Origin of the sequence: Streptomyces sp. NPDC057702 (genome assembly GCF_042799315.1) — a bacterium.
Classification (GTDB): domain Bacteria; phylum Actinomycetota; class Actinomycetes; order Streptomycetales; family Streptomycetaceae; genus Streptomyces.
The window spans coordinates 132,625-144,627 of the sequence record NZ_JBHVJC010000019.1 but is presented as its reverse complement, the minus strand read 5'-3'; the positions used below and the strand labels follow the sequence as shown (position 1 = coordinate 144,627).

At 76.3% G+C, this 12,003-nt stretch carries 8 protein-coding genes; 3 read left to right on the top strand and 5 right to left on the bottom strand.

The window, feature by feature from the left end; genetic code table 11:
* Nucleotides 1-74: 74 nt before the first annotated feature.
* Nucleotides 75-530, bottom strand: a complete 456-nt coding sequence (locus tag ACFVFR_RS16845; protein WP_383702131.1) for a hypothetical protein — start codon at nucleotides 528-530, stop codon at nucleotides 75-77.
* Between the two features lie 749 nt (nucleotides 531-1,279).
* Here ACFVFR_RS16845 and ACFVFR_RS16840 point away from each other — a divergent pair.
* Together ACFVFR_RS16840 and sbnB are read left to right on the top strand one after the other, a co-directional pair.
* Nucleotides 1,280-2,215 carry an ornithine carbamoyltransferase gene (locus ACFVFR_RS16840; RefSeq protein WP_383702129.1) on the top strand — a complete coding sequence of 312 codons (936 nt, stop codon included), beginning with the start codon at nucleotides 1,280-1,282 and terminating at the stop codon, nucleotides 2,213-2,215.
* A 76-nt stretch (nucleotides 2,216-2,291) separates the two neighbouring features.
* Nucleotides 2,292-3,293: a 2,3-diaminopropionate biosynthesis protein SbnB gene (gene sbnB, locus ACFVFR_RS16835; RefSeq protein ID WP_383702127.1), complete on the top strand. Its 1,002-nt coding sequence runs from the start codon at nucleotides 2,292-2,294 to the stop codon at nucleotides 3,291-3,293.
* A gap of 123 nt (nucleotides 3,294-3,416) precedes the next feature.
* On the opposite strand, the gene ACFVFR_RS16830 is transcribed toward sbnB, so the two are convergent.
* The 3 genes from ACFVFR_RS16830 to ACFVFR_RS16820 form a co-directional block, all read right to left on the bottom strand.
* Nucleotides 3,417-4,430 (bottom strand): aliphatic amidase, encoded by a 1,014-nt coding sequence (locus ACFVFR_RS16830; protein ID WP_383702125.1) that lies wholly within the window; start codon nucleotides 4,428-4,430, stop codon nucleotides 3,417-3,419.
* 570 nt (nucleotides 4,431-5,000) lie between these two features.
* A complete protein-coding gene (locus ACFVFR_RS16825) occupies nucleotides 5,001-8,369 on the bottom strand; it encodes a hypothetical protein (protein ID WP_383702123.1) in 3,369 nt (1,122 codons plus the stop codon).
* Complete coding sequence (locus ACFVFR_RS16820; protein ID WP_383702121.1) at nucleotides 8,359-8,796, bottom strand: hypothetical protein; 438 nt, start codon at nucleotides 8,794-8,796, stop codon at nucleotides 8,359-8,361. Before ACFVFR_RS16820 ends, ACFVFR_RS16825 begins: the two co-directional genes overlap by 11 nt.
* A 696-nt stretch (nucleotides 8,797-9,492) precedes the next feature.
* On the opposite strand from ACFVFR_RS16820, the gene ACFVFR_RS16815 reads away from it, so the two are divergent.
* Nucleotides 9,493-9,819 carry a thioredoxin family protein gene (locus ACFVFR_RS16815; RefSeq protein WP_383702119.1) on the top strand — a complete coding sequence of 109 codons (327 nt, stop codon included), beginning with the start codon at nucleotides 9,493-9,495 and terminating at the stop codon, nucleotides 9,817-9,819.
* Between the two features lie 355 nt (nucleotides 9,820-10,174).
* Here ACFVFR_RS16815 and ACFVFR_RS16810 read toward each other — a convergent pair whose 3' ends face one another.
* Nucleotides 10,175-11,869 carry a hypothetical protein gene (locus tag ACFVFR_RS16810; RefSeq protein ID WP_383702117.1) on the bottom strand — a complete coding sequence of 565 codons (1,695 nt, stop codon included), beginning with the start codon at nucleotides 11,867-11,869 and terminating at the stop codon, nucleotides 10,175-10,177.
* Nucleotides 11,870-12,003 lie beyond the last annotated feature (134 nt).

Here is a 12,003-nt window from a genome sequence, read left to right as displayed (position 1 = left end):
GGGGGTGACGTACCGCCCACCGGCCGTGCGCGAGCGGCCGTCGCGCACGAGTGTCGGGGGCCGGCCGGCGCTGCCTACCGGTGGGAGACGCGCAGTTGGACCGTCTCGTTCGGGGTCGCGATGTCCTGGTAGTGGGCCGTGCCACGCGCGTCGTCGTAGTCGCCCGTGCCGCCGGTGATGGCCATGTCCAGCGTGCTCGCTCCCTTGGCCGCGAGGGACTGCATGGTCAGTGAGCCGTCGTCGAGTTCGATGGTGATCACGCACTGGTTCGTGACCTTGCCGCCGTCGACGTGGACGACCTGACACGACCCGGCACCCAGCCCGACCCGCCGTCCGTCCCTGAGGGCGGAACCGGAGTACGCGTTCATGTCGCCCAGGCTCGGGCCCTTCGGGCCCAGGTCGGTGTCCGCGTACTGCTCGTTGTCCAGCTTGATGTCGATGACCTCGACCCGGTTCCTGTCCGGCGCGCTGGCGTGCGCGTCCGCCCCGTCCACGGCGTAGACACCGACAGCGGCGGCGGCCAGGGACACGGCGAGCAACCTCATCACGACGGCGCCCGAACTCCCGCCCCGCCACCCCTTTCTCGCGCTTGCGCGATACGCGTCAGCGGATTTCAGATCACCCTCGACCACGGCTGTTCCTCCTGGCTGCGAACTCCCCTTGCGAACACCGTCGACGCTATGACCCATCCCGTATCGCGTCCAAGGCCAGTTGTGCTATGGCGTCATGTACGCGGAGGCATGACGGGCCGGGTCGGGCCGGGGTGAGCTCGCGGACGAGCGAGGCCGTGAGGCGCTCGGGTGGGGCCCCCGGGGCGCGATCCTGAACAGGGTGGGCACGCCCGAGAACGGTGGCCCCGGCCGCGATCCACGACGGAGTGGGACAACCGGCCACGCGGGCCCGGCCGACCGCGCTGGTCACCGGCCCGGACGCCGTCGAGCGCGGGGCGTTGAGCGGCGGTGGTGGCGTGCTCCCGGAGTGCCACCCCCGGCGCGGGAGGGGGTGTGGCGGACGCTCCCGGAGCGTGGCAGAGTCCCCCATGACCGGGGCACCCGGGCGGCGCGCCGGCTGAGCGCGTACCCCGACCGGACCCGGTCCGTAGTGCCACCGCCGACCGGTCCCCGGCGCCGACCCGACGTCGGCCGGGGCCGGCCACCGGCCCGGAGCCGGCCCGCGATCCCGGCGCCGACGGCTGGCCCGTACGCGGCGGGGGCACCGGACAGCGCGATGCGAGTGCACGGGCCGAACCACCCACCTGCCGCGTGGCGAAAGGCGGACAGTGACCAACGCTCCGGTGCGACACCTGATCTCCACCACGGACCTGACCGACGCCGAGCTGCGCGCCCTGGTCGAGCGGGGCGCCGAGTTCTCCCGCGCCTCCGTCCGCTCCGGCGACCAACTGGCGGGCCTGGTCGCGGGCGTGCTCTTCCTCAAGACCTCCACCCGTACCCGTACGTCCTTCTCGTCCGCCGCCCTGCGGCTGGGCGCGCGGCTCGTCTCCTTCGGCCCCGGCGACCTCCAGACCAACACCGGCGAGACGCTGGCGGACACCGCCGAGGTGCTCTCGCGGATGCTGGACCTGCTGGTGGTGCGTACGGCGGGGGACCCGGGCGGGCTGCGGGCGTTCACCCGGCAGCACCGGATGGCGGTGATCAACGCGATGACCGCCGACGAGCACCCCACCCAGGCCGTCGCCGACCTGACCACGCTGCTCGTCCACTTCGGCCGCGTCGAGGGCCTGCGCGTCTGCTACGTCGGGGAGGGCAACAACTCGGCCGCCGCTCTCGCGCTGACGCTCAGCCGCTACCCGGGTGTCCGGCTGGAGCTGCGCACGCCACCCGGCTACGGCCTCGACGCGCGCACGCTGCGCCGGGCGGGGGAGTACGCGAAGGCCAGCGGCGCCCACGTGCGCGAGGTGCACACCATGACCGATCCGCCCAGAGACGCCGACGTCCTCTACACCACCCGCTGGCGGACGACGGGGACGACCAAGCCCGACACCGGCTGGCGCGAGGTCTTCGCGCCGTTCCAGGTCACGTCCGCGCTCTGGGAGGCGAGCCCGGACGCGGTCTTCCTGCACGACCTGCCGGCCCACCGGGGCGAGGACGTCACCGCCGAGGTGCTCGACGGCCCGCACAGCCTGGCCTTCGACCAGGCCGAGAACAAGATGTACGCGGCGATGGCCGTCCTGGAGTGGTGCGCGCCCAGACGCTGACCGCCCGCCGCCCCCACCCCCCAGCGCACACAGCGACTCCCCGTCCGAACGTCCCCCACCGCGGAAGGAAGAGTTCATGTCGCACTTCTACGTCGTGCCCGGCGCGGCCGTCTCCACTGTCCTGGCCGGCGCGCACCAGGACGTCCTGCGCATCGTCGCCGACACCTACGTCGCCCACGAGCAGGGCCTCTCGGTCAATCCCGACAGCTACTTCCTGCGCTTCCCCGACAAGCCCAACGCCCGGGTCATCGCCCTGCCCTCCTACCTGGGCGGCGCCGTGGACACCATCGGCATGAAGTGGATCGCCAGCTTCCCCGACAACGTCAGGGAGGGCCGGCCACGGGCCTCGGCCACGCTGCTGCTCAACGACTACGCCACCGGCTACCCGCTGGCCTGCCTGGAGGCCGCGACCATCAGCGCCGTCCGTACCGCCGCCTCGGCCGCCGTCGCCGCCACCCACCTGGTCACCTCCGAGGAACCGGTACGGCTCGCGGTCGTCGGCGCCGGCGTCATCGCCCGTACCATCCTCGACTACCTGCACGCGGGCGGCGTACGGGTGGCCGACGTGCTCGTCCACGACCTCGACGCCGCCAGCGCCGGGCACCTCGGCGAGCACGCCACGAAGCGCTTCGGTGTCCCCGTGGGCATCGGCACCCTGGACGACGCGCTCGACCGCGACCTGGTCGTCTTCGCCACCACCGCGGCCACCCCGTACGTGCCCGCCGACACCCCACTGCGCCCGGGACAGGTGCTGTTGAACATCTCCCTACGCGACATCGCCCCCGAGGTGCTGCTGCGCGGCAACAACATCGTGGACGACGTCGACCACTGCCTCAAGGCCCAGACCTCGCCCCACCTGGCCGAACAGCTCACCGGCGGGCGGGACTTCGTCACCGGCACCCTGGGCGCGCTCCTCCGGGGCCGCGTCACGCTCGACCCGGCCAAGCCGACCGTCTTCTCCCCGTTCGGCCTGGGCATCCTCGACCTCGCCGTCGGTCACCACGTCCTGGGCGAGGCGCGCCGGCGGGGCACCGCGATCGAGGTGCCGGACTTCGTCGGCGAGACCAGGCGCTGGTAGACCACCACCGCCACGGGCCGGACGCGGCGGCGCGATCGCGCCCCGCGCCCGGCCCCCGCGCCGCCGCCCGCCCCCGCGTCGACCGGCAGCCCGGCGGCGTCGGCGAGGGCGGGGCGCGGCGGGCTAGGAGGTGCCGCCGCCGGAGACCGGCGGCGTGGCGGTGGCGCGGGTGACCGCCTCCGCGTGCTCGGCGGCCTTGCGCGGGTCGGTGGCCCACAGCCGGTAGAAGTCGAAGGGGCACTCCGCCACGCCGGACGGCCCCTCGCCGGCCGCCTCGGTGCCGGTGTAGCCCCGGTGGAGGAGCTTGAACAGGTGGTTCTGGGACTGGTCGTAGGTCCGCGCGTCGCGGATGGCCGACACCGAGAGCTGCGCGTACTGGATGCCGTACGGTTCCTCGCCGGTCTCGCCCAGGGTGCGGCCGTCGAAGCCGATGAGCGCGGAGTGCCCGAAGTAGGAGTACACGCCGTCGAACCCGGCCGCGTTGGCCACCGCGACGTAGCAGTTGTTGGCCCAGGCCATCGCCTTGGACATCAGCACCTGTTGATCCTTGGCCGGGTACATGTACCCCTGGCAGCGCACGACGAGTTCGGCGCCCTTCATGGCGCAGTCCCGCCAGACCTCCGGGTAGTTGCCGTCGTCGCAGATGATCAGCGAGACCTTGAGGCCCTTGGGCCCGTCCGAGACGTAGGTGGTCTCGCCCGGGTACCAGGGCTCGACGGGACACCAGGGAATGATCTTGCGGTACTTCTGCACGATCTCGCCCCGGTCGTTGACGAGTACCAGCGTGTTGTACGGCGGCTTGTGCGGATGGTCCTCGTGGCGCTCGCCCGCCAGCGAGAACACGCCCCACACGCCCGCCTCGCGACAGGCGGCGGCGAAGACGTCGGTCTCCTCGCCGGGCACGGTCGCCGCCGTGGCCAGCATCTCCGCGTGGTCGTACATGATCCCCTGGGTCGAGTACTCCGGGAAGACCACCAGATCCAGGCCGGGCAGTCCGCTCTTGACGCCCAGCACGAGATCGGCGATCGCGCGGGCGTTGGCCCGTACCTCCTCGCGGGTGTGCAGGCGGGGCATCGGGTAGTTGACGACCGCGACGCCGACCGTGTCCGGGCTCGACGCAATGTCACCGTGTCGCATCGCTCGCTCCTCCTCGTCCTCCGGCTGTGCTGCGGGTGCCGTGACCACCGCTCGTGCGGCTCCGGGCACGGGTGTGGGTGTGGGTGGGGGGTGTGGCTGTGAGTGGGGTGTGGTGGTGGCGTGGGTGTGGATGTGCCGGCGGGGGCCGGGTGGGCGACGGGGGTGCGGGGGGCTCGCACGCGAGCGCCTGGCCCGGGGTGGTGTGCCGGCTCCGTGCGCGGCGGGGCCGGAGGCGGGCACGGGGCGCGCCGCGCGCACGGCGACGCCCTGTGGCCCGGCGGGGCGCGGGCGGGGAGGTCCGCGTTCCACGGGAGTTCCAGAAAAGCGCGGACGTGGCCCGCCCGCTACCCCCGCGACGCGATCGGCGTCACCTGGCGAACACGGCGCCCCGCCACCGGTGGCCGGCCGCGCTGGCTCGGGCTGGGCTGGGTTGGGATTCTTCGGACCGGGTTGGGCCGGGTGGGCCCAGGTGGGGCGGGTCCGGGTCGGGACGGCCCGTGCCGGGCCGGGTGGGCCCAGGCGGGGTGGGTCCGTGCCGGGGCGGCCCGTGCCAGGCCGGACTGGGGCGGGTCAGTCCACGATGATGCCGGGGTAGCAGTGGTCGTGCCGCCAGGGCGGGTCGGTGGGGTAGCCGCAGTGGCACACCGGCGGCCGGGCGGGCTGGCCGTCGGCGCGCCGACGTAGGGCCACCAGGAGCGGTTGCCGGCGCAGCCACTGCTCGGCGCTCTCCTGTGGCCCCCGGCCCAGGGTGTCCGGCGCCACGCGCAGCGTACGCACCAGCATTCGGTAGACGGCGCCGGCCTGCCCCAGGATGAACCGCTCGACGTTGCGGCAGTAGCGGGGCGTCATCGAGTCGAGCAGGTAGCGGTGGTCCTGGGCGTCCTGCCAGATCTCGTCCTGACCCAGCAGGGTGACCCAGTGCTCCTCGGCCGTCCAGTCACGCGCCGGTTCGGGCGGGATGCCCTGGAGCCGGTCGCGCACCGTCTCCCGCGCCGCGCGGGCGTCCCGCAACCGGTCCGCGAGGTCGGGGGCGATCGCGGTCAGGTGCTCGTAGCGGGCGACGGCCTCGTCCACCTCGCGTAGCGCCCGGGGCACGTCGAGGCCCGATCGCGCGCGGGCCCGCGCGCACTGCACGAGCAGCCGGGCCAGCCGCGCCTGGGCCGCCGGGTCGCGCGCCGCGCGCTGGCGGGCGAGGCCGGCCGCCTCGTCGGCCACGGCCAGCCCCTCGCGCCACTGTTCGGCGCGGAAGTGGAAGTTGCGCAGGTTGTCCAGGACTCGGCTGAGCTCGGGCTCGTAGACGGCCGGGTTGGCCCGTGCCGCCCGCCGGTAGATGTCCACCGCCTCCCGGCACGCGGCGAACGCCCGCGCACGGTCGCGCGCCCCCCAGTACATGACCCCCAGGTTGCTCAACACCAGCGCGAGGTCGCTCTCGTCCACCGTCACCGCCCGACCCAGCCCGGGCCCACCGGGCGGCGAACCACGTCGCGGGCCGAGGCCGGCCGGCTCCTCGCCCGGGGGCGGCTCGTCGTGGGGCGGATCGCCCGGAGGTACGCCGCCGGTCGGCCCGGCGGTCCGGGGCGGGCCGCTTCGAGGGGTGTGACCGGCCGGGCCGTCGGTCGGGGTCAGGGTCGGGGTCGGGGTCGGGGTCGGGGTCGGGTCATCGTGGGGTGTGCCGCCCGCCGGGGTGGCGGCCCGGGGCGCGCCGTCCGCTGGCCGCGTGCCGGCCGGCAGACCGGCGTCGGTGCGGACGTCGCGCGGGAGGCTCCCGTGGGGCACGTCGTCGGCCCGTTCGGCGGCCGTCTCGACCAGGCGGCGGAACAGGGCCGCCGCCCGCTCGGTGGCCTCCCGCGCCGCGTCCCAGCGGCGGTGGCTCCACATCAGCGCGCCCTGGCCGGCCAGCACCGTCGCGAGCCCCGGCTCGTACGCCGCCGGGTCGGCCTCGACCAGCCGCTGGAAGATCTCCGTCGCGCGGTCCATCGCGCGCGACGCCTCCTGCCCGCGCTGCGCCGTGATCAGCCCCTGGCCGAGGTGGGACAGCGACACGGCGAGCCCGGGTTCGTGGGTGACCGGGTCGCTGAGGGCCAGCCGGCGGTAGATCTCGACGGCCTCCTCCGCCGCGGCCCGGCTCCCCGGCAGGTCGCGAGCCCGCCCCGCGTACTCGCTGGCCTGCGCCAGCGCCGCCGCCAACTCCGTCTGGCGCGCGGTGAGCCGGAACTCCGCCACCGCCTGTCGGGTCGCGGCCAGCGCCGCGTCCACCCGCCCGGCCCGCCACTGCCGGAAGCCCAGGTCCTGCCGCAGCCGCGCCCGCTCCAGGGGAGTGCGGCTGGCGGCCAGCCGCAGCGCGCCCAGCCGCTCGGCGAAGGGCGCGATCCCCGAGTCCAGGTCGAGCTGCCCCAGCTCCGGCAGGTGTCCGTCGATGGCCTCCAACAGGTCCCGGTCCAGGTCGAGTTCGGCCAGCGCGCTCAGCGCGGCCCCGCCCGCGTCCACGGCCAGCGCCGGGTCGGCCCGGAGCATGCCCGCGAGCCCGGCGGTCACGTGCGGCCAGCGGTGCGGTGCCGCCGCCGAGGCCAGGAAGGTCACCGCGCGGGCGGCGTACGGGGGCGGCGCGCCCCGCTCGTCGCGGGCCAACAGGAGCCGCGCGGTCTCGGCCGCCCAGGGTGAGCTGTCGTACCCGGTGACGCCGTGCCCCGGCAGGCTCAGCGCGAGGAAGTCCTCGGCCAGCCGGTCGGGGTAGAGCGGTTCCAGCACGGTCTCGCCCCCGGGCGAGGGGTAGCAGGTGGCGTGGTCGGCGAGCAGTCGGTGCGCGTCGTCCAGGCCCAGCCGGCGCAGTGCGGCGGTGCCCGCCCCGTGCCCGGTCGCGCCGGTCAGCGCGGCGGTGAACACCACCTGTCGCATGCGGTCGGTGGGCGTCGCGTACTCCAGGCCCTCCACCCGGTTCTCGTACAGCCGGTTCCAGTGCTCCCGCTCGCGGCGCAGCAGGTACGCGGACAGTTCCGGCAGCCCGTGCGGCAACCCGCCGCCGCGCGCGTGCGCGTCGACGGCCACCAGGGCGGCCATGTGCAGGGCCAGCGCGAGGCCGAACTCGGGCCGCCCCAGGTAGTCGGGCGGGGCGACGGCGGTCGGATCGACCCCGTAGTGCGCGGCGAAGCCGTCCCGGGCCGTACGGAACATCTCGGCCCGCACGCCGACGTCCACCCCGTCTCCCGTCCCGACTCCCGCCCCGGCCTGCGTCAGCGCGCCGGCGTCCGCGCGTGCGCCGGCCTCCGTCCGCGTGTCGGCCCACGCGTCGTTCGGCGCGTCGAGTGGGCCGAGTGGCAGATCGGCCGTCTGCGCCCACAGGGACGCCCGCTCCAGCGCCCCGCACAGCGCCGGCCACGACGTCACCCCGCGCGCCAGCAGCAACACGCGGGTGGGCACCGACCGGTGCAGCAGTTGGTTGCCGAGCAGCAGGACGAGATGGGTGACCGGCCACCGGTCGGCGTAGTCCACGACCAGCAGCAGGCCGGGCGCCTCGCCCACGCGCAGGTCCTCGCCGCCGGGCGTGGCCACGACCGTGCCCGGCCCGTGGGTGGCCGTGACCACCTTCCAGCCCGCCGCCGCGCTCCGCGTGGCGAACTCGGCGGCCAGCCGCGACTTGCCCTGCCCACCCGGGCCGTGCAACCAGGTCAGGGCCAGCCGCGCGCCCGCCCCGTCACGCCAGTCGGCCAGCCGCGCCAACTCCCGCTGCCGGCCGGTGAACGCGACGACCTCGTCACGCGCGTTGAGCAGCCGGCTGGGCTGGGACGGCGGAACCCGCTCCGGCGGCATCGCCCGCGCACGGTGCCGCCCCAGCAGGTAGACGGGCCCCCGGTCCCGGTAGACGTGCAGATCGGCGCCGATGACGCCGTAGACGTGACCGCTCTCGACGTGGAAGACCTGTCGAGGGCCCTCAGGCCCCATCGGCCGCCCCCGCCGGCCGCTCCCCGGGGGCCGTGGTGTGGACGGTCATGTCGCCGTGGATGACGTTGTACTGGTGGCCGTTGCCCGAGACGTGGTTGTGCTGGGTGACCGACCGCTCGGCCCGTGGCGTGGCCGCCCCGATCTCCCGGACCAGCGCCTCCAGTTCCGCCGCCAACTCCGGATGCCGGCGGATCAGCGTCTCCAGCTCCTCCGCCCACAGCGTGAGCAGCCGCGCCCGTACGCGCTCGGCGTCCTCGGCCCGCGCGACCCGCTCCGCGTCGCCGTCCAACTGCCGCTCGATACCGGCCGCCTCGTCGTCACCGCCGCGCCGGAACAGCCTGGCCACACCGGAGCGGGCGACCTGCCATCCCTCGGTGGCCATCGCCCCCACCACGGCACTCCCACCCGCCAGAACCAACTCGTCCAACACCCCGGCTCCCTCCGCTCGTCGCACCCGCCGCCACCCGAGCGCCGGGCCCACATCCACGCCCGCGACCGACCGCCCCGCACCCACCGGTCCGGGACCGCGCCGCCATCACCGTCTCACGCCAGACGCGTGACGCCCCGCGCGCGGTTGCGGGCTGTCCGGGCGGCGGGCGTGGGCGCGCGGAGCCGGTACCTGCCCGCGCGACGGGTCTGGCGTGGGGCCGGAAGCGCCGGAACGCCCTGGCCGCCGTCGAACCGTCAGCGATCACCGTCGGGGCCGGTGACCCCCGGGCCCCGCGCGTCCCCGCTGTCCCAGGCTCCTCGGACGCCCCAACGACCTGTCGCCCGAGGCCGCCCGCCGACAGGCTCGTACGCCTGTGCGGTGCCGGGGCGGGGCCGGGAAACCGCCGGGAAGCGCAAGGGGGAACCCTCGGCCGGATGGCGACGGGATCAGGTCGCGTGGGTAGCGGATTCACTCGGTTTCGGCCGCTGTGGGCAGCCTCCGGTCGCGGCGGTGTGGCGCCGCGACCGGACGTCGCGAAGGGGGAGGTTCGCGGTCATGACGGGCACGTCCCTCCGGGGCGGAGCGGGGTCGCCCGCGCCGCCTGCGGACGGATGCCCAGGGGTCACCGACGCCGACGCGCGCTGTCCGCCAGGCCGTACCTCTCTCCTCTCGCTCCTGTGAAAGGACTGATCTATGGCAGGCACCGTCATCGACGTGACCGACGCGGACTTCGAGACGAAGGTGGTCAAGGGGGCCGGGCCGGTGCTGGCCGTCTTCCGCGCGGAGTGGTCCGACGTGTGCCGGGCGCTCGACCCGGTGCTGGCCGATGTGGCGAAGGAGTACTCCGGCCGGCTGACCGTCGCCCGGCTCGACATCGACGAGAGCCCGAAGACGACCGAGAAGTACGGCGTCAACCAGATCCCCACGCTCCATGTGTTCAAGGGGGGCGAGATCGTCGGAACCTGGATCGGTCCCGCGAACAAGGCGCGGGTGGTCGCCCTGATCACTCCGCACCTGTGACCCCAGGCCACCGGCTCCAGGCCCCCGACCCCAGGTCGGGCAGCTGAGCGCCCGGTTCACCCGCCCGCGCCCGATCGGTGGCCGACCGTCTCCCTGACCGGGGCCGGCGCCGCGGGGGTTGCGCGGCGCCGGCCCCGGTGCCCCTCCGGAAGGGCCGGGCGGGCGGCGGCCCCGGGCCGGTCGCGGAGCGGGTGGGCCGCTGGCGGAACCGGGCACGGGCGGGCCCGGGGGGGTACGGCGAACCCGGTGGTGGCCGGCCGGCGTCGGCGCGGCCCACCGCCACCGCCGGGCCGTGGGGGAGCCCGGTGCGCGGGGGCGGTCGGTGGGAACGTGACACCCGTCCGCCGGCCGGGACCTACGCGCCGCCGGAGGCGACGACGTATCGCTCGCGCACCTGCCGGTAGCGCGCCAGCTCGGCCAACACGGCCTCCAGGACGCGTTCGCGCCCGCAGTCCGCCACCGCCTCCCGTAGCCGCCGCTCGGCCTCCTCTCCGTGCTGCCGGGCCGGGCCGCGCGCGGCCCACGCGCACAGCCGGGCCATCGCGGAGCCGACGACCCAGCCGCTGACCAGCAACGCCGTCGGCACCCACCACGATCCGCCGACCAGCCCCGCGAGGACGGCCACCAGCCAGAGCAGGCCGACCAGTTGGGCCGCCAGGCACACCCGCTGGGCCAGCGTCGCGGCGGCCCACCAACGTGGCCGGCGGACGAGCGACCCGCCTCGGCCGGGCGCGTTCACCGCGCGGTCCCCGATCTCCGCCACCACCTCGTCCAACGCCTCCGGCAACCCCCGCGCCGCACCCTGCGCCACCTCGCGGACCGCCTTGGCCCACAGCCAGGGCAACCCCGTCGCCGCGTCGTCCGCCAAGGCCCGTACGGCGTGCTCGACGGCGGGCCGGGCCACCGTCGGGGCCGCGAGCCGAGCCCGCCCGGCGAGCGGATCCGCCGACCCGACCGCCCGCCCCCGGGGCCCGGTGCCGGCCACCGGAGCGACACACTCCGCCGGCACCCCCGCGCCGCCGCCCGCGGGCGTACGCCATGGCGCGTCGTCCGCGCGTACGCGAGCGGGTTCGCCGCCCGGGGGCACGCGACCCGGGCCGCCACTGGCCGGGCCGTCGCCCGGTTCGCCGCCGAAGGGGCCCCGGTCCGTGTCGCCCCCGACGGGTGCGCGCCCCACGGCGCCGCCCGCGCGGGCCTGAGCCGGGTGGGCCTGGTGTGGGTGTGCGTGGGGTGAGTGGGGTTGGCCCGGGTGGGCCTGGTGCGGATGGGGCTGGGGCGACCTGTCGCCCGGGAGCGTGTCGTCCCGGGTGCCGGGGACCAGGAGTGCGCCGCCCGGTTCGTCGCCGGGCGCGGACGCGCCGGCCGCCGCGAGACCGGTCCCGCCGCCGACGGGCTCCGTCGCGGGGGAGGGGACCGCCGCGATCCCCCCGGCCGCCGCGCCCGCCGCGGGCGGGCCCGCCGCCGGGGCGCCCACGGTCACGGCGCCCGTGGCCTCTCCTCGCGCGCCGGCTACCAACGGCCGCCCCGCCGCCGCCCCGTACGCCTCGTTCGTCCCGCGCGACCGCGCCGCCTCGGCCGTCACCGCCTCGTACGCCCGGTACGCCTCCGCCACCTCGTACGCCTCCGCCCCCGTCGCTTCGGGCGCCCCCGGACCCGCCCCCGACGTGCCGTGCGCCGCGACCGTGCCCACGGCTCCCACCAACGCGGCGGAACCCGCCAGTTCGGTGGCACCCGCCGGCGCGCCGGGCCCCGCGACCTCGGGCCGCGCGCGCGAACCCCGCGACCCGTCACGCCCGGCGGGCAACCGCGCCGCGTCCGGCGAACCCGTCGGCTCCGCCTGGGGCGGAGCCGCCGCGTCGAGGGAGAGCGGGGCGTGGGGCGAAGCCGCCGCACCGACGGAAGCCGCTGTGTCCACGTCGCCACCGGACGCGGTGCGGGCGGCGGGCGCGGTGTCGGCGGACGCCGTGTCCGCGTACGCCCCCCGCAGGCGCCCGAGGCGCCGGGCGAGCGCCCCGCGCGCCGGCTCGGGGGAGTGATCGGGCTCGCCCACGGCGTGCGGGTGGTGCGGCTGGGGCCCCAAAACCCGGCCCCCCCCCCCCCCCCCGCACCCCCCCCCCCCCCCCCCCCCCCCCCCCCCCGCCCAAACCCCGCCCCCCCCCGGACCCCCCCCCAACCCCCACCCCC